Origin of the sequence: Variovorax paradoxus (assembly GCF_000834655.1) — a bacterium.
GTDB lineage: Bacteria > Pseudomonadota > Gammaproteobacteria > Burkholderiales > Burkholderiaceae_C > Variovorax > Variovorax paradoxus_F.
In genome coordinates this window covers 24,627-47,485 of sequence record NZ_JXQQ01000018.1, presented here as the reverse complement: position 1 = coordinate 47,485, position 22,859 = coordinate 24,627, and the positions used below count along the sequence as shown (strand labels likewise).

Sequence of the window (22,859 nt, the reverse complement as noted above, 5' to 3'; positions counted from 1 at the left end):
TCCGATACGAAAAAAATATGGAGACCACATGGAGATGAGACCGCTGCGGTACTTCGCGGCCGTTGCCGAGACCGGCCACATGACGCGCGCCGCCGAGCAGTTGGGCATCCAGCAACCGCCGCTGAGCCAGACCATCAAGGCGCTCGAACGCGAGCTGGGCGTGCTGCTGTTCCGCCGGCATCCGCGCGGCGTGGCGCTCACCGATGCGGGGCGCCTTTTCCAGGTCGAGGCGCTGCGCATGCTGCAGGACATGGAGGCCATGAAGCAGCGCATGGCGCGCGTGGCCAATGGCGAAGTCGGCACGCTGGCGGTCGGCTTCACCAGTTCGGCCGCGGCGCACCGCTTCGTGCCCGAGGCGCTGCGCGCCTTTCGCCGCGAACACCCGGGCGTGGAACTTCAATTGCGCGAGAACAACGCGGCCGAACTGACCGAGGCACTGGCCGCCGGCCGCCTGCACTGCGGCTTGCTGCGCGTGCCGGTGGCGCGGCCCGAGGGGCTGCTGTTCGAGACGCTGCTGCGCGAGCCGGTGCTGGTGGCGATGCCCAGCGACCACCGCTTTGCCCTCGCGCGCAGCAAGGCCTCGCGCCCGCTGCCGCTCGCGCGGCTGTGCGAGGAAGGCATCATCCTCGTGCGCCGTCCGGGCGCGCCGGGCCTCTATGCCGAACTGCTGGCGCTGTGCCACGCCAAGGGCCTGCGCCCGCGCGTGGTGGCCGAGGTGGACCGCATGATGACCAACCTGAATCTCGTGGCCGCGGGCGTCGGCCTGTCGGTGGTGCCGGCCTCGATGACCGGCGTGCACGCGCATGCCATCGCCTACGCGCGACTGGCAGACGGTGGCCAGCTCGACGCGCCGCTCACGCTGGTGTCGCGCGTGGAAGAAGACAACCTGCCAGCGCAGCACTTCGCCGCGCTGCTGCGCAGGCATGCGAGTGAGAACCCGGGGTCATGAGCGTCCTGCTGCACCGTCGCCATTTCGTGCGCGGCACCGGCATCGCGCTGGCTGCTGCGTGCGGCATGCCGCGCCTGCTGCACGCCGCGCCGTCTACATCGTCCTGGCCGAACCGTCCGGTGCGCCTGATCGTGGTCTATCCGCCCGGCGGCGTGAGCGACGGTATGGCCCGCGTACTGGCCGACCCGCTCTCGCAGGCGCTGGGCGTGCCGGTGCTCATCGAGAACCGCGCAGGCGCGGGCGGCAGCATCGGCATGGATGCGCTCTCGCGCGCCGCGCCAGACGGCTCCACCCTCGCCTTCTCCGCCATCAGCCCGCTCACGCTGCACCCGCTGGTCGCGCGCGTGCCCTACGACCCGCTGCGCGCCTTCGCGCCCGTAGCGAGCGTGATGCGCACGCCGGTGCTGGTGGTCGGCACGCCGGCCTTCGCGGGCCACGGCTTCGGCGATTTGATCGCGCTCGCGCGCAGCCAGCCCGGCGCGGTGCGCTGGGCCACTTCAGGCGTGGCCACCATCGGGCACCTGGTGCTTGCGCAGGTGCGCATGCAAAGCCGCACCGACATCACGCACATCCCATATGCAGGCGGCGGCCCGCAGCTCAACGATGCGCTCAGCGGGCAGTTCGAAGTGCTGTCGACCAACGTTGCGGCGCAGCAGCTGCAATACATCGAGGGCGGACGGTTCCAGGCGTTGGCGGTGGGGGCGCCCGCGCGCATCGAGGCCCTGCCGGCGGTGCCGACGCTCGCGGAGCTGGGGTACGAGCGAGCGAATCGCGATTCGCTCTTCGGAATCTTCGCGCCGGCGCGCACGCCTGCGGGGGTGGTGCAGCGGTTGAATGCGGAGATCAATCGCGTGCTGCGCAGCGACACGGTGCGGGCGAGGCTGCGCGCTGCGTACAACTTACCGGCCGGCGGCAGCGTCGAGGACTTTGCGCATGAAATTGCCGTGGATCGGCGGCGCAATCGGGCGTTGGTGGCGGGGGATCGGGCGCAGTTTGATTGAATACTTGTGCGGCAGTCTGGCGCTATCCGACGGTTGTCGGATGAGTAGCTGCTTAATTCGGGCGGCTCGAGGTTTTGACTCCACCATTTATTCATTTCGGCGCCAGAGAAAGATTCAACACTACACCGATGATCTTGCAAATCGGCTACACCTCAAGATCTTCTATTTTTCTTGAACGTCGCGCCGAATTAGCATCATCAATCCAAGGCCGCCCGATTTAAGGATCTCGGGAGAAAAGTTAAAAGCGAACATCAATGTTGTGCAAATCGCTAATCAACTGCGCATCAGCGCCGTACTCGTTTTGAGGCGGCTCGTATTCTGCAAGCTTCTGGTAGAGCGTACGCAGGTATTCAGGCTTGTCTTCGACTTCATCAAGTTGGAGGGGCATGCGGCGCCACGGCGCGCCAGCACCACTCCACATCGCTAGACGACAAGATAAAGTCTATAGCTTTCAGAACGCGCTCATTGCTCAGTGGCCCATACATTTCAAATTCGACCTTCATCGCGTCAAAAAGCTTCGCACGGCAACTCTCGTCATTGATATGAACATCATCGAGATCCTCGTCATACATGGAAAATAGGTGGTAGTACATTTTAGAGATGTAACCAAGATAGATTCGCATGGGCCGCTAGGCTTTTAGGGTGGGCGAAATTTTTCGTACGTCTGACCTATTTTTCAGGCAGGCCGTCGAATTGTCAATTTCCGAGGTGCCCTCAAGTAGCCTGCGCACATCGACTCCGCGCCCAATATTTTCGAGGCCTGCTTCTGTTTAAAGTTAGAAAAATTCAGGGGCAAGGCCACGTGTACATCGAAATGTGCCAACTTAACACGCCCTTCGAAAAAATTCGCTGTTGACTGCCGCATTGTCGCGTCAATACGCGGCACGGATCATTTTGAAAAATCCAATCCATGAGACCCGACTTCATCGATAAGATAAAAATCTCGCTCATCGAAAAACATTGGAGCGTTATTTGTTATTGCAAAAATCAATCTTTCTAAGTAGGCCCGCCTATCCGTTACCTCAATAAGAGGAAGGTCATGCGGAACAGCACTTCTCCATAAATTTTCATCAAAAGCACTGCGGAAAATCAAATTTAATCCAATAATAACATTTCTTTTTGAGTTCGGACCAAATCCTTCGAAACTACGAGCCATCTCCTCGAAAAGGATCTTCTGATTCTCATGGAGATTAAGATCAAAATCCTCCAATTCCTCATCATTCTTTTCGAATAAAAAATTGTAAAGTCCACGAATATAATTGAGGTTTACCGAGTTCATAGTTGAGGATAAGCGGTGTAAATACCGTTCGTTTTGTTCATTCGAATGGTGACGCGCGAAGTGATCGCAGGGCATCCACCACCACTGCGATAGCCTTCTCCGATCGGCCTTCCCATGTCGAATGTCACCCAATTCACGCCTGCAGTCTGCATGGCCTCCCTCCCTCGTTGAATAGCATCGAGCTGATCTATGCTATTGAAAAACCTTGTTGAGTCGGGGCCGCATCCTTGAGCCTCAAGAGCAGCCAGGCGATGGACATGTCGACACCCGCATCGCCCAGCCTTTCGATCTTCGTTCTTGCGTCCACGGCCAGGCTGTCGAGCGAATCGGCGTAGGCGTTCATCAGCTGTGCGGCCACCTCGCCAGCCGCGGTGTTCCTCATCACCAGTCCTGCCCCGGCATTGACAGCGATCCCGGCACCGTATGCGGCCTGCTTGCCGACATGGATGGCGCTCTTCCTGACCCCTTCCTCGATGTCGTCGGCAATTCCCTTGATGGCGCCCCAGACACCGCTTTGGTAGGTGGTTGCGGGATCGCGCTTCGGAGGTTCCGCGGGCGCCGAGGCGCTGGTATCGAAGGGAGTCCCCGATGCGAGCTTGCGCAAGACCTTGCTCAATCCGGAGAGAAGGTCGTGCGCCATCGTGGCAGCCTTCTTCAACAGCCCCGCCAGTTGGTCGCTGGCTTCCTGGACGAACTTGTCGAGTTCGCCGGCCAGCGTCGCGTTGAGATGATCGACAAGCATCACGACAAGTGCGTCGCTCAGCCCGTGGCCCGCCGTACCGAGCTTGCTTCGCACCAGATGCAGTGCGGGCCGCAGGCTGGTTCGCGCTGCGGCCATGGTCGGGGGGAGCGGAAGGATCCCGATCAGGTTGATGCCGAAGCTGGCCCAGTCGAGGGCTTTCGCCCCCATGTTGGCCGCCTTGTTCTCGACGAGGACGATGATGTCGCACACCGCATCGATGGCCGCCAGGATGTTGCCGAGGATCGGCACGGCGCTGGCGAATGTCACGGCCCTGTCCAGCGTGACATAGCCGCCGCTGATCTTGATCAACCAGTCGTCGACAGCCTTCCTGGCGACCGGCAGTTCGGCCGGATCGATCTGATCGAGCGGCTTGACGACCGCCTCCCGCTCGTTCGCCTTCTGTTCTCTCTCTGCTTGCGATATCTCGGCCATGCCGGAACTCCCTGAGCCACTGGGGCTTTCGTTGATTTTTTTGTACGGATAACGCGCAACGCGCGTTGAGGCTTCAGGCCGCGGTATGAGGCAGCGACACGCCCGGCGGGAACCGCACCACAGCCTTGCCTGCAATCTCGCCTGCCGCACTGCTTGCGAATTCGGTCGCGCCACCCAGGACGGCCGTCGCTCGACGCATCGCGGCGCTTGCCGGGCTTTCGGCCTCGCCGCCTTCGGGCAGGCGGGCACCGAGGACTCCGACAGTGACGCCGAATCCGTCGCGCACCTGCTTCATGAGGCCGGCAAGCATGTCGTTTGCAGGCGCAGTGAGCGGGTCCGCCGTGCCGTCGGTTTTCTTGGGCGGCCACGTCGGTTTGCCGAAATAGCTGGTGTGATCCCACGGATTGCGCGGGTCTTCTCCCAACTCGACGCGCGCCCCACCCGGCGCCAGCCCCGACACAGCCGCGAAGCCCTTGTCATCGAGCTTGCCGGTCCTGACCTGCCCGGCCGAGTCGGTGACCTTGTAGTCGGCGCCCTTCAAGCCGTGGCCATTGGCATAAAGGTGCGTCAGCTCGAGCTGCCCCTTGCCAGGCTTGCGTCCGTCCGGCAGACCTGGACGACTCCCGCTGCCCGGGCCGACCATGCTGTGCACGCTGGCATGCTGCACTTGCGGGCCGGTGGTGCCGCTCTCGATGCTGCTGCCCTTGTAGCGCGCGTAGCTGCCACCGCCGCTGATCAGCAACTCCGTCCTGGCCTCGATCCTGATCCTGTCGGCCCGGATCGTGATCTCGTCTTTGGCCAGCAGGTTGATGCAGGTCTTCAGCGCCTGGATGTCGATGTCGGCCTGGGCTGCAACGACCTTGATGCCTTTTTGTGCCGCGAAGAGCTTGATGGCTTGCAGCGCGACGCCCAGAAGGCTGTCGCCGCTGGTGATGCTGGTGTGCTTGCCGCTGGTGATGGCCGTGTGCTCGACGCTGGCGATGTGCGTGCTGAACTGGCTGGTGGTCTCGATGCCCGCCGGGCTGGCCAGCACCAGGTGCGGTTGCGCCAGCTCGGGGAAGCGCCCGGCTTCGGCATCGGTTGCGCCCTCGCCCTGGACCGCGTCGTTCTGCGCCTTCAGGGACTTGGCGACCTCGGCCTGGTCGTTGCCTTCCTGCGCCTTGTTCTTCTGCGCCTCCTGCGCCCCTGCGTCATGCAGATCGCGCGCCTCTACCAGGCGCTGGCGGGTCTCGCCGCTGTCGAGCAGATGCGCGCGGGCATTCGGGCGCGCCTCGGTCGTGATGAGCAGGCCTTGTGTTGCCCGGATGGCGCCGTGCGCATCGGTACGCAATTCAAAACCTTCGCCACGTGCATCCTGGCGACCGGCGTTGCCGTCGATGCGCGTGACGTGGCCGAGACTCAATGAGCTGCTCTGGTGATCGCTCTTGAGCTGCGCCTGGATCTTCTGGTCGGTGTCGTCCAGGACCAGATGGTTGGAACGACCGCCCGCGCTGTTGCCGCCTTCCTTGACGAGTTCCCGGCTCCTGAAGCCTGACAGCGCCGCTTGGCCGGGCAACTCCCAGGGCGGCAGATTCATCTGGTTGTGCACCCGGCCGGTGCAGATGGGCAGGTCAGGATCGCCGGCGATGAAGTCGACGATCACCTCTTGGCCGATACGCGGCACATGGACGCCACCCAGCTGGTTGCCGGCCCAAGGCGAACTCACGCGCAGCCAGCAGGTGGAATGCTGGTTCTTCTGGCCCAGGCGGTCCCAGGGGAACTGGACCTTGATGCGGCCCAGCTCGTCGGTCCACAGGTTCTCGCCCTCGGGGCCGACGACCAATGCGACTTGGGGGCCTCGGGTATGCGGCTTGTGCTGCGACAGTTCCGGACGCAGCGGCTCGGTGATGGGATGAGCCGTGAAGTCGACCTCGACGCGCCACTGCTGCTTTCGGTGCGCTGCAGCCTCAGCGCCCTGGCTTTGCTGCGCGACGTTCTCGATGAGGAACTGGCTATCGAGAACGAGGTACTGGATATTGGCCGCTGCGCGAGGATGCTTCTGCAACTCGAAGGTGAGGCCGGGGACCATGCCGCGCAGATTCCCGCTGGCCTTGGCGCGCGTTCCGTGGGTGCGCAGTACCTGCATGCGCAGCAGCGCAAAGCGATCGCCTTCTGCAAGAGGTTCGTTGCTGCCTGCACCCCTGGCGCCGGCACGGGGCTGCACGTAGTGACTGCCGGCCTGGCTGTCGTGCCACCGGTAGACCTCCTGGTCGGCCTGACCGGTGGCGCGCGGGTCGGCGCGCTTGACGCTCAGATCGGCCTTGGGACGGGTGTAGTCGTAGTCGCGGCTGACGTAGCGCCCACTCGTGAGCTGGTGGTGTGGAACGAAGCTGCTGATGTATTCGGCATCGAGCTTCCAGCCGGGTGCGTGGTACTCGACCTGTCGGTACGCAGCGCTGCCCATGGGCGCATGCGCACCCATGTGGTCGGTGAGCACGAGCCGGTGCTTGCCTTGGCTGTGCGCAAAGTAGAAATTCAGACCCCACTCCTGGCACAGGCGCTCGAAGAACGCGAAATCGGTCTCGTTGAATTGCGTCTGAAAATCCCGAAGCGGATAGGTCTCGCTCAAGTGCTTGTCGACGGGGAACGCATAGTCCGCCAGCAGTTCATCCAGGATCTGGACGACCGTCTTGTTCTGGTAGATCTTGCAGTCGCTCGTCAGCGTGCCCAGATGCAGCCAGGGACGAAGGGTGAGCTTGTACTGAACGTGCCGGCCTTCTTCACCCCACAGCTGCGCGTCGGTGATGAGCGCGTTGATCTGCCGCTCGCCCGCGCCGTCGAGTTCGATCAGGCAACTCACCTCCCGGCCGATGAAGCTGTCGAGATCGATGTCCGCCGCAGCCCCAAAGCTGAAATTGAGCGCGTCGGGCGTCTTGAGCACCAGCTCGTACGCGAACAGACTGTTGACACCCTCGCGGCCCGAGAGCCGCACAGGTTCCAGCGAATCGGGAATGGCGGGGCTGGCAACGGCAAGGGTTCGGGACATCTGCGGGACCTCGGAGGAACGACGGTCCGGCAGTCTCTGGCAGCTGGATTTGCACCGTTGCAAACAATGGTCACCCAGCGCCCAAACGCGCGACTGGCACAGCAAGACGTGAAAAATTTACGGCGCTGGGCTACCCCATGCCTTGCTCACGCCTGTCTCTTGTCCGGCTCGAGCGCAATGCGTGTCACGCTGCTGCGTACCCGTCGACACGACGGACGCAGGGCACTTGGCCGGAGGATGGGTGCGCCACAGCGGCTCGAGCCGCTTGCGCCTTGATTCCTAGCTCTCGGCGAGCCAGAGCCGCGGATAGTCGTTCACGAAACTGTCCGCCGTGACCTTCAACACCGCCTCATAGTCGAAGCGCTTGGCCTCATACGCGTACTCGCTTTCGCTGCGCCGCTCGTAGCGCTGCATCAGCTCGCTCAGCACGCCGCCACCATCGAGATCGACCCACGCGGCCGGCGCATCGGCCGCCTCTCCCACCGAGAGATTGAGCCGCCGCAACTGCAGCAGGTTGGTGGCTGGCGTGAAGCCCAGGTCCAGGTCCACGCAGTGCGACAGGTCGGGCACCGCCTCGTCGTTGAGCTTCCAGTGGCCGTGCGCATCGCGCGCAATCGACAATTCGATGGCCGAGTCGCCTAGCCAGCCGCGCACCATGCCCCATTGCGTATGCCAGTGCAGGTCGCAGCGCACGCGGTAGTGCAGCTGGGCGATGCGGCCATCCTCCTGGCGAAACACCGCGGCGCCGTCCAGTTGCCAGGCCGAGGCATTGCGCTCGAGCCGGCACGCGTCGTGGCCGGGTGCATCGAGCCTGCGCCAGAGGATGGAAGCGACGGTCTGCATGGCGCGGATGATGGCACCGGCACGCGGCGGTGCGCAAGCTTCGTCGCGCAAAATGCCCCGCATGATGAAAGCCCTTTCCATAGCGGTGTTGGTCCTTGCGGATCTCCTGGCGGGTGGCGCCGCGCACGCGGCCACCGCGCTCAGGGACGGCGACATCGTCTTCCACACCTCCCGCTCAGCCCAGAGCGTGGCCGTGCAGCGCGCCACGGGCTCGCGCTACAGCCACATGGGCATCGTGCTGATGCGAGACGGCAAGCCGCACGTGTTCGAGGCGGTCTCGACCGTGCGCTACACGCCGCTCGCGCAATGGACGGCGCGCGGCAACGGCGGGCATTACGTGGCCAAGCGCCTGCGCGATGCCGACACGCTGTTGACACCCGGCGCCGTGGCGCGCCTGCATGCCCGCACCTCGGACTTCGCGGGCCGGCCCTACGACCTGACCTTCGAATGGTCGGACGGGCGCATCTATTGCTCCGAACTGGTGTGGAAGCTCTACCAGCGCGCGCTGGGCTTGCGCATCGGCGAGCTGCAAAAGATCCGCGAGTTCAACCTCGGCGATCCGGCCGTGCGCGCCAAGATGCGCGAGCGCTATGGCGACAAGGTGCCGATGGACGAACCCGTGATCTCGCCCGTGGCGATGTTCGATTCGCCGTTGCTCGTGACCGTCGAATCACGCTGAACCGGTGCCCCTCGGCGGGCGAAAGCCGCCCGGCCGCGAGACAATCGTTTCCGTGAGTTCCCCGCCCCCCTCGACAGGCCCCATCCGCCGCATCGCCCACCTCGACATGGACGCCTTCTACGCGTCGGTCGAGCTGTTGCGCTATCCGCAGCTCAAGGGCCTGCCGATGGTGATCGGCGGCGGGCGCCGCACAGTCGACGAGGCAATCCGCAACCTGCCCGAGGGCGGCACCTTGGCCGACATTCCGGTCGAGGCCTTTCCGCGGCTGAAGGACTACGCAGGCCGCGGCGTGATCACCACCGCCACCTACCCCGCGCGGCAGTTCGGCATCGGCTCCGCCATGGGGCTCATGAAGGCCGCCAAGCTGTGCCCGCAGGCGCTGATCCTGCCGGTCGATTTCGACGAATACCGGCGCTTCTCGCGCGCCTTCAAGCAGGTGATCCTGGACATCGCGCCGCTCATGGAAGACCGCGGCGTGGACGAGGTGTACATCGACTTCACCAATGTGCCGGGCGGCCAGCGCGACGGCGGGCGCTCGCTCGCGCGGCTGATCCAGAAATCCATCCTCGACGCCACCGGCCTCACCTGCTCGATCGGCGTGGCGCCCAATAAGCTCATCGCCAAGATGGCGAGCGAGTTCGACAAGCCCAACGGCATTTCCGTCGTCTACGAAGGCGACCTGGAGAGCCGCATCTGGCCCCTGCCCTGCCGCAAGGTGAACGGCATCGGCCCCAAGGCCGACGAGAAGCTGAAGCGCTTCGGCATCGAGACCGTCGGCCAGCTCGCCGCGCGCGACCGCGAATGGCTGATCCAGAACTTCGGCAAGGCCACCGGCGCATGGATGCACGAGGTGTCCTGGGGCCGCGACGACCGGCCGGTGGTGACCGAGAGCGAGCCCGTCTCGATGAGCCGCGAGACCACCTTCGACCGCGACCTGCACGCGGTGCGCGACCGCGCCGAGCTGGGCGCGATCTTCACGCACCTGTGCGAGAAGGTCGCCGAAGACCTGCAGCGCAAGGGCTACGTGGGCAAGACCATCGGCATCAAGCTGCGCTACGACGATTTCAGGATCGCCACGCGCGACCAGACCATCGACCGCTTCACCGCCGACGGCAAGACGATCCGGCAGATCGGCGGGCAGTGCTTGAAGCGCGTGCCGCTGGAGCGGCCGCTGCGCCTGCTGGGCGTGCGCGTGGGCGCGCTGGCGAAGGCCGGCAGCCCGGAGGCGACGGCACCCACAGGCGCAGTCCGCTCGACGACAGAGCCGGCCTCGACCACTGCGTCGCTCTTCTGAAACCATGGTCAAACGCTGGCTCCGGCGCATCGCATTCACGCTGCTGGGGTTCGTGCTTGCGGTAGCGCTGTATGTCGCGGTGGCCTGTGCGCTCGTGCTGTGGCCTGCCAACACGAAGCCGACGGCAGAAGCACCGGCCCTGGAAGCCTGGGTACTGAGCAATGGCGTCCACACCGACCTCGTGTTCCCGGTCCGCTCGGCCGCCATGGATTGGCAGGTGCTCTTTCCGCTCGCCGACTTCAAGGCCGTGCCGCCCGACGCCGAATTCATCGCCATCGGCTGGGGCGACCGCGAGTTCTACCTGCACACGCCCACCTGGGCCGACCTCACGGCCGCGCGAGCTTTCGGCGCGCTCTCGGGCGGCAACCGCGCGCTGATGCATGTGACGTACCTGCAGCGGGCCCAGATGCGGCGCGGCGCCTACAGGTTGCCGCTTTCGCAGGCGCAGTACGCGCAGCTCGTGGCCTACGTGCGTGCCTCGCTGCCGTCAGGCCGCGCAACGCCGATTGCCGGCGCGCACTACGACGACCAGGACGCCTTCTACGAAGCCGAAGGCGGCTACAACCTCTTCGAGACCTGCAACACCTGGACCGGCCGGGGCCTCCGGGGCGCGGGCGTCAGGGTGAGCCGCTGGACGCCGTTCGACTTCAACGTGACCTGGCACCTGCAGCCCGCACAGCCCTGAACCCGCTCAGGGCTTCGGCACGCCGGCCTGCCATTGCGGCCAGTTCTTCACGATGTGGTCGACCACGCGCGTGCCGACCAGCGCGATGTTCTCCACCGTCTCGGCAAAGCCGCCCGCCGTCTCACCCGGCGCCGGGTCCAGGTGCTGCAGCGTGCTTTCCTTCGGGTTGCCCTGGTCGAAGTTGACCGCGCCGCGCAGGCTCATCACGCGGTCGGTGCCGTGGGTGCGCTTGATCACCAGGGTGATGGCCGCCGCCTCCATCTCGGTGATGACGTAGTCGTCGGCGCCGTAGAGCCTGGCGATGTACTGCGCCTGCTTCGACATGCCGGGGCCGTGGAAGAAGGTGTCGCCGGTCATGTGCGTGCCGGTGCCGACGAAGGGCGCGCGGCGCGCCGCGGCGTCGGGGTAGCGCAGGCGGTACTTGCGGGCGGACTCCGAATCCTTCAGCGGCGTGTCGGCCGAGAGCTTCATGGCCCAGCCGACGAGGTCGGGGTTGAGCTTGAAGCGGCGGTAGTCCTCGTAGCCCTTGCGCGGCATGAAGGTCGGCTCGCCGGCCTTGTTCTCCTCGGGTGCCCAGCGGTGGCCGAGGTCGTAGTCCACGAGCCAGGTGGCCCAGCTCACTTCGCCGATGGTGCCGCGCGAGGGCGGCGTGCCGGCCACGCCGGAAATGACGTAGTAGGCCTGCGAGAAATCGAATTGCGGGTTCAGCAGGATGGCCTGCATCGACGACGACGAGTTGACCTTGCCCATGCCGAGCACCGCGCCGCACACGCCATCGGCGTTGCAGTACACGGGTTGCAGCGCGCCGGGCACGGCCATGGGCCTGGCGCCCTTCCAGTAGCGCTCGTACCAGTACTGGAACTCGCCGGCGCGGTCGCCGGTGTTCTGGCCGATCTCGAACATGGCGGCGACGAAGACCTTGATCTTGACGGGTGCAGCCGACGCACCCGGTGCAGCAGGCGCAGGCGCGGGCGAGGTGGAGGCACAGGCCGTGGCGAGCAGAGCCGCGGCGCACAGCGCCGACCATCGGGCGCAAAGAGAAGACCAGCGAGGAAGCATGATTTTTCGGGCGGAGATAAGTAGAAGAGAGGCACCAACAGCTTGCGGCGTCCTACACCGGGCGATTGTCGGTGCTGGCACAAGCGGTTGCATCCTCCAGACGCAAACCCCATGCCGGCCTCCACCTCGCCCATTGCCAGACCGCCCGCCAAGGCGCCCTCTAAGCCCACGCCCATCGCCAACGGCCTGGTCTACGTGAACCCCGACATGCCGGGCATTCAGCGCCTGAAGCACGGCGAGCGCTTCCGCTACCGCGACGCCAAGGGCCGGTGGCTGCGCGACGTGGACGAGATCTCCCGCATCCGCATGCTGGCCATTCCGCCGGCCTACACGCAGGTGTGGATCTGCCCGCTGCCCAACGGCCACCTGCAGGCCACCGGCATCGATGCGCGCGGCCGCAAGCAGTACCGCTACCACGCCGACTGGCGCGTGATGAAGGACGAGACCAAGTTCGACCGGCTCGAGGCCTTCGCGCTCGTGCTGCCGCGCATCCGCGCCCGCGTTGCGCGCGACCTGCAACCGGTGAAGGGTCAGAAGGTGCCCGGGCGCAGCCAGGTGCTGGCCGCGCTGGTGCGCCTGCTCGACACCACGCTGCTGCGCGTGGGCAACGAGGAGTACGCGAGCAGCAACGGCTCCTTCGGCCTCACGACGCTGCGCAACCGGCACGCGGCCGTGCAGGGCACGGCGCTGCGTCTCCATTTCAAGGGCAAGAGCGGCGTGATGCACGAGGCGAAGCTCGAAGACCCGCGCGTGGCGAAGGTGGTGCGGCAATGCCAGCAGTTGCCGGGGCAGGCGCTCTTCCAGTACGCGGACGAAGACGGCGAGTTGCGCGGCGTCTCGTCCACCGACGTCAACGACTACATCGCGCAAGCCGCGGAAGGCGCCGACGGCGAACGCTTCACCGCCAAGGACTTCCGCACCTGGCACGGCACGGTGCAGGCGCTGGAACTCACGCGCCTGGCCTGCGATCCGGGCCGTGTCGCCGCGGACGGAAGCCGCTACAGCGCCAAGGACATCCTCGCGGCGGTTGCCAAGCAGTTAGGCAATACGCCGGCCGTCTGCAAGAAGGCCTATGTCCACCCGGCCGTGCTGGCGCTGGGCAGCGCGCTTGCGAACAACGACGAGGATGCGGCCACAGCGCTGTTCGAGAAGATCGCCGGCCGAGACACGGCCAGTCCATCGCGCGGGCTGTATGCGGCGGAGCGGCGGCTGGTGGCGTTCCTGCGGACGCACCGCCAACAGCAAGCACGCGAGCGGCGCGCCGGCCAGCAGCGCACCGCCGTGCGGCGCACGCCTCAGCCGGTCGCGAGAGAGAAACGCACGCTGTCGCCGTCCACCGCGATGGCGTAACCCATGTCCTCGGCGAGGTTCTGCAGGGCGATCGCGTCGATGGCCAGGGCGCGCGGCGCGCGGTGCGCATCGAGCACGGGGTTCACGGCACCCGGTTCGCGGGGCAATGCGACGAAGCGCAGCGCGTCGGGGCCGTCCGCCTCGACCCGGATCGCGCCGGCCTCCGCTGCGCCGTCGTGCAGATAGCCAAGCGCACCCAGGAAAAGGTAGCGCAAGGCGGCCGCCGCTGGTCGGCGCGGCTCGCCTTCCTGCGCATCGAGCGAGGGGTCGGCATCGAGCATCACGCCGTGCAGGTCGAAAGCCGAACGCATCAGGTTCACGCACTGCGCCACCAGCGCACTGCGGGTGATGCCGTCGTCGGTGGTGGCCAGCTCCCAGTCGCGCAGCGACCGGATGGCTTGCACCAGCTCCGATACCTGGTTGTCGATGAGCGCCACGCGCTCTTCGCATGCGGCAGGATCGATAGGGGTGGCAGCCACCTGGCGCTTGAGCATCAGCAGTGCCATGCGCACGACCGAGACAGGCGCCGCCATGTCGTGGCGGAGGGCCGGCAAGGCGCGTGTGAGCAGTTCGTGGCGAACGCCGGCAGCGATCCAGCTGCGCGCTCCTGGCGACGATTTCATTGCGCTGCTGCCCAGATGGGGGCGCAGCCCGTGCGGTTGGGGCAGGCGGGGAACACGGTCACGGGAAACTTCCTGAATCGGGGGGAGAAGGCAACAAGTATCGTGCCCGCCTCCCCGGCCAGGTGTAGGAGCGTGCCTACGCCCTCGGCGCCCGCGTTCCAGCAACCGGGCCTCAGGGTTTTCCGAGGTAGGTGCGGATGTCCTTCACCTCGACGCCGGCGGCGGCGACGGCCGAGCGCAACTGCGCCTCGGTCACACCCAGCGTCTGCGTCCAGTAGCGGACCTCGTGCGATTCATTGACGTTGATGCGGGCTGCATCCTGCGGTCCGCGCTTGCTCAGGTCATCGGCCATGGTGGGTTTCCTTGTTGAAGACCACCACGATGCAGCGCCTGCATGTGCCCGGCTGGCGGACGGCAGCGCACCTCTATGCAGGATAAGTCCGAGTGGACTCCATGGGAGGTGGGTCGTCCGCTTGCCGCAGATCACCACGCCCGGGCCCGCGCCTGCAGTTCCCGCTTGAGCAGCTTGCCGTTGGCGGTGGTCGGCATCGCGTCGATCACCTCGATGCGGGCCGGCCGCTTGTAGGGCGACAGGTGCTGGGCCAGGTATGCGCGCAGCGCGGCCTCGTCGAGCGAGGCGCCGGGCTTGAGCTCGGCGAAGGCGACGATCTGCTCGTTACCATCGGCCTCCGGCACGCCGACCACCGCGCACAGGTGCACGCCCTCGAAGCGGCCGATCACCGCCTCGATTTCCGCCGGGTACACGTTGAAGCCCGAGCGGATGATCATTTCCTTCAGCCGCCCCACCACGAACAGCGCGCCGTCGTCGCCGAAGCGCCCGAGGTCGCCGGTGGCGTACCAGCCGCCTGGGCGCATCACCTGCGCGGTGGCGGCCGCATCGCGGAAATAGCCGAGCATCAGGCCGGGGCCTCGCAGCCAGATTTCGCCGGTCCCGCCCTCTGCCGCGTCCTTGCCGTCGATGCCCACGATGCGCGCCTCGCCGCCTTCGACCGCATGGCCGGCCGCCGTGTCCGCGCGCGGCGCCTCGGTGCGCGTGAGGAACACCGAGCCCGCGTACTCCGAGAGGCCGTAGCCGTAGTGCAGCGGCTGGCCGAAGAGGCGCTCGACGCGCTGCTTGAGTGCGAGGTCGAGCGGCGCCGAGCCGGTGTACACGTAGCGCAGGCGAGGAAAGCGCGGCGCCGCCCTCTCGGCCTCGATGTGCGCCAGCAGCCGCGCATACATCGTCGGCGGTCCGAGCAGGTTCGACACCTCCTCGTGCGCCAACGCATGCAGCATCTCGGCCGGCGAGAAGCTGCCGCGCAGCACCAGCGACGCGCCGCCAGTGAGCGCGGCCATCAGCACCGTGCCGATGCCGAAGATGTGCGTCATCGGAAGGAACGCGTAGACGCGGTCGCGCGCATCGAGCGCGCGCACGCTGGCCGACACGCGACCGAAATGCAGCAGCCCACCGTGCGACACCATCACGCCCTTGGGCGTGCCCGAAGTGCCGGAGGTGAAGATGATCGCGGCCGTGTCGGCCAGCGCCGCATCGGGCTCGGTCCGCGCCTGGGCGCGCACGGCGGAATACATGACGCCCGGCAGCCTGGCCGTTGTCGCTGCTGCTCGCTCCGCATGCAGCCGCGCGGCCACCGACGCGCCCGTCGTGAAGCAGCACAGGCGCGCATCCGCACGCTCGGCGATGGCTGCGATCTCACCCGGCGACATGCGCGCATTCACGCCGCACGACCACGCCCCGACACGGCTGCATGCCATCAGCAGCGCGATGTGCGCGGCGCAGTTCTCGGCCACCAGCACCACGCGATCGGTCGGTCGTACGCCGGCGTCCAGCAGGTCCTGCGTGGCGGTGTCGGCCATCGCCTGCAGCGCCGCGTAGGTGGTGGTGCCGTCGGGCTCGAAAAGGAAGACGGTGTCCGGCGTACGGAGCGCTCGCCCCTGCAGCAGGTCGTGGATGCGGTGATGCATCGGCTATTCCGCCTCGATGCCCTTGGACGCGGTCGCCCAGAGCTTGCGGTCGGACTGGCCCTTGGTCGCAAGCAGCTCGGCACCGCCCGACCACACGTCGTAGCCCTGCTCGCGCAGACGGCTCGCGATGTCGTCGCGCGCCAGCATCTTGTGCGCGGCAGCGTTGATGCGCGCGACCAGCGCCGGGTCCATGCGCGCCGGGCCGTAGAGGCCGAACCAGCCGCCCACGTCGTAGTCGGCCACGCCCGATTCGATCATCGTCGGCACGTCGGGCAGCATGCGGTTGCGCTGGCGCGAAGTGACGGCCAGCGCGCGCAGGCGCCCCGACTGGATGAAGGGCCGCGAGGTCGCGATGATGTCGAACATCATCGGCACCGTGCCCGCCATCACGTCGGCGAGCGCGGGCGCGCTGCCCTTGTAGGGCACGTGCGTGAGCTGCACGCCGGCCATCTTCTCGAGCAGCGCGCCGCTCAGGTGGTTGGAGGCGCCCACGCCGGCCGAGCCGTAGAAGAGCTTGCCGGGCCGGGCCTTCGCATAGGCCAGCAGCTCGGCGACGTTGCGCACCGGCAGGTCCTTGTTGACCACGAGCACGTTGGTGTAGTCCACCAGCGGCGCGATGGGCGTCAGGTCCTTCATCGGGTCGAACGGCATGCCGCGCTGCACGTTCGGATTGATCGTGATGGTCGGGCTCGCGCCGAAGAACAGCATGGCGCCATCGGGCGGCGCCTTGGCGACCGCGTTGCCGCCGAGCGAGCCGGCGGCGCCGGGGCGGTTGTCCACGATCACCTGCGTGCCGAGCTCCTGGCCCAGCGCGGGCGCGAGCAGGCGCGCGGCGCCGTCGACCGGCCCGCCGGCCGAATAGCCGACCACAAGCTTGATGAGCGATGGCAGCACCTGCTGCTGTTGCGCCTGTTGCGCGAGGACGCGCGCGGGCAGCATGGACAGCAATGCGCTGCCCGCCAGCGCGGCCACGGCATGGCGCCGGGAGTGATCGAAAGATGGCATGGGCGTTGTCTCCTGTTGTTTATTTCTTCGGCGCTCGCATCGCTCAGGCCGGAAGGTCCAGCACCTGCCGCGCGAGGATGTTGCGCTGTATCTCGTTGGTGCCGCCGTAGATCATTGCGGCCGTCGAGCCGATGAGTGGCGAGAGCACGTTGAAGGTCTGCCCGTCGAGCACCTGGTCGCCTGCGACCGCGCCCTGCTCTTCGCCGGCCTCGACCAGCAGGGCGCCGATGCGGTGGTAGGTCTCGCTCGCCCAGATCTTCAGCAACGACACCGACGCGGGCAGCGGCTTGCCGGCACGCACGATGTCGGCGAAGCTGGTGTAGGCCGCCGTGAGGTCGGCCACGTCGAGCCGCAGCGCCGCGAAGCGTTGCGCGAACACCGCGTCCGCAAACAGGCGCCGCGCCTCTGCAAGCCGAGCAAGCTGGCCCAGCGCGTACTGCGACTGCTTGGGACTGCCAAGAAAGATGCGCTCGAAACCCAGTAGCGCCTTCGCGATCGTCCAGCCCCCGTGCAACTTGCCCACGAGATTGCCGGCCGGCACGCGCACGCTGTCGAAGAACACCTCGCAGAACTCGGGCTCGCCCGCCAGCGTGTGGATCGGCCGCACCGTGATGCCCGGCGTGCGCAGGTCGCACAGTAGAAAACTGATGCCCTCTTGCTTGCGCGCTCCCTTGTCGGTGCGCACGAGCATGAAGATGTGGTTTGCGTCCTGCGCGAGCGTGGTCCAGATCTTCTGGCCGTTGACGATGAAGTGATCGCCCTCGGCATCGCGCCCTGCGATGGCCTCGGTGCGAAGGCCCGCGAGATCGGAGCCGGCACCGGGCTCCGAATAGCCCTGGCACCAGACGTGCTCGCCGCTCAGGATGCGCGGCAGAAAGCGCTGCTGCTGTTCGGGCGTGCCGTGCTGGATGAGCAGCGGCCCGATCATCACGATGCCCTGGTCGGGCGCGCGCGCCACGCCGTATTGCTCCAGTTCCTCAATCCATGCGATGAGCTTGTCCGCCGGCAGGCCCATGCCGCCGTGCGCCTCGGGCCACGCCGGGGCGATCCATCCCTGCGCGGACAGCGTGAGGTACCAGTCGCGCATCTCGCTCCAGCGCGCGCGGTGCGAGAGATAGCGCAGCGCCTGCGGGTAGCGCTGCTGCAGGAAGCTGCGCACCATGCGGCGGAACTCGGCCTCGGGCATGCTTGCCCAGTCGGCGGTGCGGGGGAACTCGCCGGTCCATCCGGCGGTACTCGTCGTCGCATCGCCCTCGCCTGCGAGCAAGCCGTGCCGATGCTGGTGCGCGGTGACATTGCCGAGCCACGCCGAGAGGCACAGCACGCGCTTGTAGAAAAGACTGAGGTCGCACTCCTGCGTGTAGCCGATGGCGCCGTGCAACTGCACCGACGTGCGCGAGGCCTGCAGCGCAGCCGCCGTGCAGCGCGCATTGGCGCGGCTCGCCTCGGCTTCGAGCCGCTCCACCGGCAGCCCTGCACCCGTCAGCGCCAGCACGTCGTTCAACGTGGCCTGCGCCACCTCGAGATGGATGAACATGTCGACGCAGCGATGCTGCAGGGCCTGGAAGCTGCCGATGGGCTTGCCGAACTGCGAGCGCGTGCGCAGGTAGGCCAGCGTCTGAGAAAGCATCGCCTGCCCCGCGCCGAGCAGCTCGGCGGCCTGCAGCACCTGGCCGGCCGCAAGCGCGCGGCGCAGTGCCTCCTGCGCGGCGGGTCCCTCGGCCAGCACCGCATCGGACGGCAGCGCGACCTGCTCGAAGCGCAGGCTCGAGGCCTGTCCGCCATCGACCAGCGGCACCACGGTTTCGCTCACGCCTTCGGTGCTGCGCGGCACCCAGAGGATCACCGCATCGTCGTCGCCGCGCGCCGACACCAGCCAACCACTGGCGGCCGAGCCCGGCAGCACCATGAGCTTTTCGCCCTGCAGCAGCACGCTGCCCGCGCGCCTCTCGCAACCGCAGGCGAGCGGCACCGCGCTCAGGTCGCCCGCGCTTTCCTGCCAGGCGAGTGCGGGCAGGCTGTGGCCTGCGATCAGGTCCGACAGCAATGCGCGGGCCGCGGGCGTGTCCAGCCGCGCCAGCAGCAACGCACTGAGGACGGCTACGGCCAGCAGCGGCTCGGGCGCCGCGTGCTCGCCGGCCGCACGCAGGATTTCCGCCGCGCCATCCAGTTCCAGCCCCAGGCCGCCTGCGGATTCGGGCGCGAGCATGCCCGTCCAGCCCAGCTCCGCGAGCGCGTTCCAGCCCTGCGCTTCGCCTGCACCGGGCTGCTCCATCAATGCGCGCCGCCTTTGCGTGGCGCGGCTGCGCACGAAGTAGTCGAGCGCTGCTTCGCGCATTGCCGAGAGTGATTCGAAGTCCATGGCTGCAGCGTGGCAGAAGACCCCGGCCAGCGGCATTTGCATTTGCCGAAGGGAGGGTTTCGCAATCACGGAACCACCTCGCGCGAGACGGGACTAGATTCGGCGCATGACCAAGATCAAGAAATCACTGCACACCGAGTTGGGCCACAGCACCCCCGACAGGATCACCGTGCGCGGACGCGACCTGCCCTCGGAAATTCTCGGCCACCTGAACCTGGGCGACATGGCCTTCCTGGAGCTCACGGGGCGCATCCCGACGCCGCAGGAGTCCGTCACCTTCAACGCGATCGTCGTCACGCTGGTCGAGCATGGCGTGACGCCGAGCGCGCTGGCCGCCCGCCTCACCTATGCGGGCGCCCCCGAAGCGTTGCAGGCCGCCGTGGCCGCGGGCTTGTGCGGCCTGGGCACCGTGTTCGTCGGCAGCACCGAAGGCGCGGCCAGGATGCTGTACGAGGCCATCCCTTTCGGCGAGAAGCCGACCCGACCGCTCGCCGACATGGCCAGGGACATCGTGGCCGGCTTTCGAACGCGCAAGCAGATCGTGCCGGGCCTGGGCCATCCGCTGCACAAGCCCATCGACCCGCGCACGCCGCGCCTGTTCCAGATCGCGGCGGAGAACGGCCTCTCCACCCACTACGTCGCGCTGATGCAGGCGGTGCAGGCGGAGGCCGAGCGCGTCTCGGGCAAGTCGCTGCCGATCAACGCCACGGGTGCCGTCGGCGCGATCGCCGCCGAGTTCGGATTCCCCTGGAAGATCATCCGCGGCCTCGGCGTGATGGCGCGCGCGATCGGCCTGGTGGGCCACATCCTGGAGGAGATCGACGACCCGATGGCCATCGAGATCTGGCAGCGCGTGGAACATGAAGCCGGCGGCCCCCGCCAGGATTGAAAGAGCAACGACCGATGAACAACGCCAACGACAAGAGCTTTCCCGACATCCGCGACGCCGTGCGCGACCTGTGCGCGCAGTTCCCCAACGAATACTTTCGCAAGATCGACGAGGCCCGCGGCTACCCCGCCGAATTCGTCGATGCGCTCACCAAGGCCGGCTGGATGGCCGCGCTGATTCCGCAGGAGTACGGCGGCTCGGGCCTCGGCCTCACCGAAGCCTCGGTGATCATGGAAGAGATCAATCGCTGCGGCGGCAACTCCGGCGCCTGCCACGGCCAGATGTACAACATGGGCACGCTGCTGCGCCACGGCAGCGAAGCGCAGAAGCGCGACTACCTGCCCCGCATCGCAACCGGCGAGCTGCGCCTGCAGTCGATGGGCGTGACCGAGCCCAGCACAGGCACCGACACCACCAAGATCAAGACCACCGCGGTGAGGAAGGGCGACCGCTACCTCATCAACGGACAGAAGGTGTGGATCTCGCGCATCCAGCACTCGGACCTGATGATCCTGCTCGCGCGCACCACGCCGCTCGCGGACGTGAAGAAGAAATCCGAGGGCATGTCGATCTTCATCGTCGACCTGCGCGAAGCCATTGGCAAGGGAATGACGGTGCGGCCGATCCTCAACATGGTCAACCACGAGACCAACGAGCTGTTCTTCGAGAACCTCGAGATCCCTGCGGAGAACCTGATCGGCGTGGAAGGCCAGGGCTTCAGGTACATCCTGGACGGCCTGAACGCCGAGCGCACCCTGATCGCGGCCGAATGCATCGGCGACGGCTACTGGTTCATCGACAAGGTGACGGCGTACACGAAGGAGCGCGTGGTCTTCGGCCGGCCCATCGGCCAGAACCAGGGCGTGCAGTTTCCGATTGCAGAGGCGTTCATCGAGATCGAGGCGGCCAACCTCATGCGCTACGAAGCGTGCCGCCTGTTCGATGCACGCGAGCCCTGCGGCGCGCAGGCCAACATGGCGAAATACCTTGCGGCCAAGGCGAGCTGGGAGGCGGCCAACGCGTGCCTGCAATTCCACGGGGGCTTCGGCTTCGCCTGCGAATACGACATCGAGCGCAAGTTCCGCGAGACGCGGCTCTACCAAGTGGCGCCAATTTCGACCAACCTCATCCTGAGCTATGTCGCCGAACACATGCTCGGCCTGCCCCGCTCTTTTTGACTGACCCCCAGGCTTCGCGCACTTCGCGTCGCTTCTCCTCCCCCCTGCCGGGGGCAACACCAGAGGCCCGGCAAAGCCGGTTCCTCGGTGTTCCACGAAAGGATCCTTCATGACCTCCGCCACCATCGACCATCCCAGCAAGGTGCTCGCCACCTTCGCTTCAGACCTGAAGTTCGCAGACATTCCCGCGCCGGTGCTGCGCCGCACCGAGGACCTGATGCTCGACTGGCTCGGCTCGGTGCTCGCGGCCCGCACCGCGCGGCCGATACGCAGCATCGAGCGCTTCGCTCAGATGATGGGGCCCGCCGATGGGCCGAGCGAAATACTGACGTCGCGCCGCACCAGCTCGCCGCTGTTCGCCGCGCTGGTGAATGCGGCGGCCTCCCACTTCGTGGAGCAGGACGATGTGCACAACGGCTCGGTGTTCCACCCTGCTGCCGTGGTCATCGCGCCGGCGCTCGCGGTGGCGCAGAGCATCGGCGCGAGCGGCGAGCAATTGCTGGTCGCCGTGGTCGCCGGCTACGAGGTCGGCATCCGCGTCGGCGAATTTCTCGGGCGCTCGCACTACAAGACCTTTCACACCACGGCGACGGCCGGGACGATCGCCGCCGCCGCGGCTGTGGGCCGCCTTCTCGACCTCACGCCGCAGCAGATGCTGCATGCCTTCGGCTCGGCCGGCACGCAATCGGCCGGCGTGTGGGAGTTCCTGCGCGATGCGGCCGACTCCAAGCAACTGCACTGCGCACATGCCGCATCGAGCGGGCTGATGTCGGCATACCTTGCGCAGGACGGCTTTACCGGCGCCGCGAAGATCCTCGAAGGCGCACAGGGCCTGGGCGCCGGCATGTCGAGCGACGCCGATCCGGCCAAGCTCACCGATGGCCTCGGCACCCGCTGGACGCTCGCCGAGACCTCGTTCAAGTACCACGCCTCCTGCCGCCACACGCACCCCGCCGCCGACGCGCTGTTGCAGGTGATGACGCAGAACAAGCTCACGCACGGCGACGTGGCGCATGTCACCACGCATGTGCACCAGGGCGCCATCGACGTGCTGGGCCGCGTGACCGTGCCCGCAACGGTGCACCAGGGCAAGTTCTCGATGGGCACGGTGCTCGGCCTGATCGCGGTGCACGGCCGCGCAGGTCTCGGCGAATTCGACCGCGACTTTCTCGCGCCCGAGGTCGCGGGCTTTCGCGACAAGGTGGCGATGCAGCTCGACACCGAAGTCGACACCGCCTACCCCGCCCGCTGGATCGGCAAGGTCAGCGTCGAAACCGCCGACGGCCGCACGCTGCAAGGCCGCGTGGACGAGCCCAAGGGCGATCCGGGCAACAGCCTGAGCCGCGCGGAAATCGAGGACAAGATGCAGCGCCTCGCACACTACGGCGAAGGCGCCACGGCCGACGAGGCCAAGGCGGCGTGCCAGCGCATCTGGCAGCTGGCCGATGCGCCGAAGGTCGGTCGCCTGCTCGGTTGAGTCG

22 protein-coding genes are annotated in these 22,859 nt (G+C 66.8%); 9 read left to right on the top strand and 13 right to left on the bottom strand.

Features of this window, described 5'->3' with window-relative positions; all coding sequences use genetic code 11:
- Positions 1–28: 28 nt before the first annotated feature.
- Both RT97_RS08970 and RT97_RS08965 read left to right on the top strand, forming a co-directional pair.
- Positions 29–949: a LysR substrate-binding domain-containing protein gene (locus RT97_RS08970; RefSeq protein WP_042578437.1), complete on the top strand. Its 921-nt coding sequence runs from the start codon at positions 29–31 to the stop codon at positions 947–949.
- Positions 946–1,950 carry a Bug family tripartite tricarboxylate transporter substrate binding protein gene (locus tag RT97_RS08965; protein WP_042578436.1) on the top strand — a complete coding sequence of 335 codons (1,005 nt, stop codon included), beginning with the start codon at positions 946–948 and terminating at the stop codon, positions 1,948–1,950. Before RT97_RS08970 ends, RT97_RS08965 begins: the two co-directional genes overlap by 4 nt.
- Positions 1,951–2,188: 238 nt before the next feature.
- Here the strand turns inward: RT97_RS08965 and RT97_RS33800 are convergent, their stop codons facing one another.
- The 7 genes from RT97_RS33800 to RT97_RS08945 all read right to left on the bottom strand — a co-directional run bounded on the left by RT97_RS33800 (position 2,189) and on the right by RT97_RS08945 (position 8,271).
- A complete protein-coding gene (locus RT97_RS33800; RefSeq protein WP_253278191.1) occupies positions 2,189–2,338 on the bottom strand; it encodes a hypothetical protein in 150 nt (49 codons plus the stop codon).
- Positions 2,322–2,573: a hypothetical protein gene (locus RT97_RS08960; protein WP_253278190.1), complete on the bottom strand. Its 252-nt coding sequence runs from the start codon at positions 2,571–2,573 to the stop codon at positions 2,322–2,324. Before RT97_RS08960 ends, RT97_RS33800 begins: the two co-directional genes overlap by 17 nt.
- 266 nt (positions 2,574–2,839) lie before the next feature.
- On the bottom strand, positions 2,840–3,229 hold the full coding sequence (locus tag RT97_RS33100; protein ID WP_155403770.1) for a hypothetical protein: 390 nt from the start codon (positions 3,227–3,229) through the stop codon (positions 2,840–2,842).
- Positions 3,226–3,381 (bottom strand): hypothetical protein, encoded by a 156-nt coding sequence (locus RT97_RS33095; protein ID WP_155403769.1) that lies wholly within the window; start codon positions 3,379–3,381, stop codon positions 3,226–3,228. The genes RT97_RS33100 and RT97_RS33095 overlap by 4 nt, the downstream gene beginning before the upstream one ends.
- 35 nt (positions 3,382–3,416) lie before the next feature.
- A complete protein-coding gene (locus tag RT97_RS08955) occupies positions 3,417–4,403 on the bottom strand; it encodes a hypothetical protein (RefSeq protein WP_042578435.1) in 987 nt (328 codons plus the stop codon).
- A gap of 73 nt (positions 4,404–4,476) precedes the next feature.
- Positions 4,477–7,533 carry a type VI secretion system Vgr family protein gene (locus RT97_RS08950; protein WP_253278189.1) on the bottom strand — a complete coding sequence of 1,019 codons (3,057 nt, stop codon included), beginning with the start codon at positions 7,531–7,533 and terminating at the stop codon, positions 4,477–4,479.
- 174 nt (positions 7,534–7,707) lie between these two features.
- Complete coding sequence (locus tag RT97_RS08945; protein WP_042578466.1) at positions 7,708–8,271, bottom strand: putative glycolipid-binding domain-containing protein; 564 nt, start codon at positions 8,269–8,271, stop codon at positions 7,708–7,710.
- A 61-nt stretch (positions 8,272–8,332) separates the two neighbouring features.
- Between RT97_RS08945 and RT97_RS08940 the strand changes: the two genes are divergently transcribed.
- Genes RT97_RS08940 through RT97_RS08930 form a run of 3 tightly spaced genes read left to right on the top strand, consistent with a single transcriptional unit; the run spans position 8,333 to position 10,929 of the window.
- On the top strand, positions 8,333–8,950 hold the full coding sequence (locus tag RT97_RS08940; protein ID WP_042578465.1) for a YiiX family permuted papain-like enzyme: 618 nt from the start codon (positions 8,333–8,335) through the stop codon (positions 8,948–8,950).
- Between the two features lie 52 nt (positions 8,951–9,002).
- Complete coding sequence (locus RT97_RS08935) at positions 9,003–10,244, top strand: Y-family DNA polymerase (protein ID WP_042578433.1); 1,242 nt, start codon at positions 9,003–9,005, stop codon at positions 10,242–10,244.
- 4 nt (positions 10,245–10,248) lie between these two features.
- A complete protein-coding gene (locus RT97_RS08930; protein ID WP_042578432.1) occupies positions 10,249–10,929 on the top strand; it encodes a TIGR02117 family protein in 681 nt (226 codons plus the stop codon).
- Positions 10,930–10,935: 6 nt separating this feature from the next.
- Here the strand turns inward: RT97_RS08930 and RT97_RS08925 are convergent, their stop codons facing one another.
- Entirely contained in the window at positions 10,936–11,988 is a 1,053-nt protein-coding gene (locus RT97_RS08925; RefSeq protein ID WP_042578431.1) for a purine-nucleoside phosphorylase, read from the bottom strand.
- 111 nt (positions 11,989–12,099) lie between these two features.
- Here RT97_RS08925 and RT97_RS08920 point away from each other — a divergent pair, with 111 nt between their 5' ends.
- Complete coding sequence (locus tag RT97_RS08920) at positions 12,100–13,338, top strand: DNA topoisomerase IB (RefSeq protein WP_042578430.1); 1,239 nt, start codon at positions 12,100–12,102, stop codon at positions 13,336–13,338.
- On the opposite strand, the gene RT97_RS08915 is transcribed toward RT97_RS08920, so the two are convergent.
- The 5 genes from RT97_RS08915 to RT97_RS08895 all read right to left on the bottom strand — a co-directional run bounded on the left by RT97_RS08915 (position 13,284) and on the right by RT97_RS08895 (position 19,311).
- Complete coding sequence (locus RT97_RS08915; RefSeq protein WP_042578429.1) at positions 13,284–13,961, bottom strand: hypothetical protein; 678 nt, start codon at positions 13,959–13,961, stop codon at positions 13,284–13,286. The genes RT97_RS08920 and RT97_RS08915 overlap by 55 nt on opposite strands.
- A gap of 172 nt (positions 13,962–14,133) precedes the next feature.
- Positions 14,134–14,313: a DUF3606 domain-containing protein gene (locus RT97_RS08910; RefSeq protein WP_042578428.1), complete on the bottom strand. Its 180-nt coding sequence runs from the start codon at positions 14,311–14,313 to the stop codon at positions 14,134–14,136.
- A gap of 131 nt (positions 14,314–14,444) precedes the next feature.
- On the bottom strand, positions 14,445–15,944 hold the full coding sequence (locus tag RT97_RS08905) for a class I adenylate-forming enzyme family protein (protein WP_042578427.1): 1,500 nt from the start codon (positions 15,942–15,944) through the stop codon (positions 14,445–14,447).
- Between the two features lie 3 nt (positions 15,945–15,947).
- Positions 15,948–16,949, bottom strand: a complete 1,002-nt coding sequence (locus tag RT97_RS08900) for a Bug family tripartite tricarboxylate transporter substrate binding protein (RefSeq protein WP_042578426.1) — start codon at positions 16,947–16,949, stop codon at positions 15,948–15,950.
- A gap of 43 nt (positions 16,950–16,992) precedes the next feature.
- Positions 16,993–19,311 carry an acyl-CoA dehydrogenase gene (locus RT97_RS08895; RefSeq protein ID WP_042578464.1) on the bottom strand — a complete coding sequence of 773 codons (2,319 nt, stop codon included), beginning with the start codon at positions 19,309–19,311 and terminating at the stop codon, positions 16,993–16,995.
- A gap of 106 nt (positions 19,312–19,417) precedes the next feature.
- On the opposite strand from RT97_RS08895, the gene RT97_RS08890 reads away from it, so the two are divergent.
- The 3 genes from RT97_RS08890 (at position 19,418) to RT97_RS08880 (ending at position 22,855) form a co-directional block, all read left to right on the top strand.
- Positions 19,418–20,200 carry a citryl-CoA lyase gene (locus tag RT97_RS08890; protein ID WP_042578425.1) on the top strand — a complete coding sequence of 261 codons (783 nt, stop codon included), beginning with the start codon at positions 19,418–19,420 and terminating at the stop codon, positions 20,198–20,200.
- A gap of 14 nt (positions 20,201–20,214) precedes the next feature.
- On the top strand, positions 20,215–21,378 hold the full coding sequence (locus RT97_RS08885; protein WP_042578424.1) for an acyl-CoA dehydrogenase family protein: 1,164 nt from the start codon (positions 20,215–20,217) through the stop codon (positions 21,376–21,378).
- Positions 21,379–21,487: 109 nt separating this feature from the next.
- Positions 21,488–22,855: an MmgE/PrpD family protein gene (locus RT97_RS08880; RefSeq protein ID WP_042578423.1), complete on the top strand. Its 1,368-nt coding sequence runs from the start codon at positions 21,488–21,490 to the stop codon at positions 22,853–22,855.
- The last annotated feature ends 4 nt before the right edge of the window (positions 22,856–22,859 follow it).

What these genes read in the sequence shown, in the direction of transcription:
- RT97_RS33095 (WP_155403769.1), bottom strand. Translation starts at nt 3,381, where the DNA reads ATGCAGACTGCAGGCGTGAATTGGGTGACATTCGACATGGGAAGGCCG.
- RT97_RS33100 (WP_155403770.1), bottom strand. Translation starts at nt 3,229, where the DNA reads ATGAACTCGGTAAACCTCAATTATATTCGTGGACTTTACAATTTTTTA.
- RT97_RS08900 (WP_042578426.1), bottom strand. Translation starts at nt 16,949, where the DNA reads ATGCCATCTTTCGATCACTCCCGGCGCCATGCCGTGGCCGCGCTGGCG.
- RT97_RS08915 (WP_042578429.1), bottom strand. Translation starts at nt 13,961, where the DNA reads ATGAAATCGTCGCCAGGAGCGCGCAGCTGGATCGCTGCCGGCGTTCGC.
- RT97_RS08905 (WP_042578427.1), bottom strand. Translation starts at nt 15,944, where the DNA reads ATGCATCACCGCATCCACGACCTGCTGCAGGGGCGAGCGCTCCGTACG.
- RT97_RS08880 (WP_042578423.1), top strand. Translation starts at nt 21,488, where the DNA reads ATGACCTCCGCCACCATCGACCATCCCAGCAAGGTGCTCGCCACCTTC.
- RT97_RS08925 (WP_042578431.1), bottom strand. Translation starts at nt 11,988, where the DNA reads ATGCTTCCTCGCTGGTCTTCTCTTTGCGCCCGATGGTCGGCGCTGTGC.
- RT97_RS08930 (WP_042578432.1), top strand. Translation starts at nt 10,249, where the DNA reads ATGGTCAAACGCTGGCTCCGGCGCATCGCATTCACGCTGCTGGGGTTC.
- RT97_RS08885 (WP_042578424.1), top strand. Translation starts at nt 20,215, where the DNA reads ATGAACAACGCCAACGACAAGAGCTTTCCCGACATCCGCGACGCCGTG.
- RT97_RS08970 (WP_042578437.1), top strand. Translation starts at nt 29, where the DNA reads ATGGAGATGAGACCGCTGCGGTACTTCGCGGCCGTTGCCGAGACCGGC.
- RT97_RS08920 (WP_042578430.1), top strand. Translation starts at nt 12,100, where the DNA reads ATGCCGGCCTCCACCTCGCCCATTGCCAGACCGCCCGCCAAGGCGCCC.
- RT97_RS08955 (WP_042578435.1), bottom strand. Translation starts at nt 4,403, where the DNA reads ATGGCCGAGATATCGCAAGCAGAGAGAGAACAGAAGGCGAACGAGCGG.
- RT97_RS08940 (WP_042578465.1), top strand. Translation starts at nt 8,333, where the DNA reads ATGATGAAAGCCCTTTCCATAGCGGTGTTGGTCCTTGCGGATCTCCTG.
- RT97_RS08910 (WP_042578428.1), bottom strand. Translation starts at nt 14,313, where the DNA reads ATGGCCGATGACCTGAGCAAGCGCGGACCGCAGGATGCAGCCCGCATC.
- RT97_RS08945 (WP_042578466.1), bottom strand. Translation starts at nt 8,271, where the DNA reads ATGCAGACCGTCGCTTCCATCCTCTGGCGCAGGCTCGATGCACCCGGC.
- RT97_RS33800 (WP_253278191.1), bottom strand. Translation starts at nt 2,338, where the DNA reads ATGCCCCTCCAACTTGATGAAGTCGAAGACAAGCCTGAATACCTGCGT.
- RT97_RS08960 (WP_253278190.1), bottom strand. Translation starts at nt 2,573, where the DNA reads ATGCGAATCTATCTTGGTTACATCTCTAAAATGTACTACCACCTATTT.
- RT97_RS08895 (WP_042578464.1), bottom strand. Translation starts at nt 19,311, where the DNA reads ATGGACTTCGAATCACTCTCGGCAATGCGCGAAGCAGCGCTCGACTAC.
- RT97_RS08890 (WP_042578425.1), top strand. Translation starts at nt 19,418, where the DNA reads ATGACCAAGATCAAGAAATCACTGCACACCGAGTTGGGCCACAGCACC.
- RT97_RS08965 (WP_042578436.1), top strand. Translation starts at nt 946, where the DNA reads ATGAGCGTCCTGCTGCACCGTCGCCATTTCGTGCGCGGCACCGGCATC.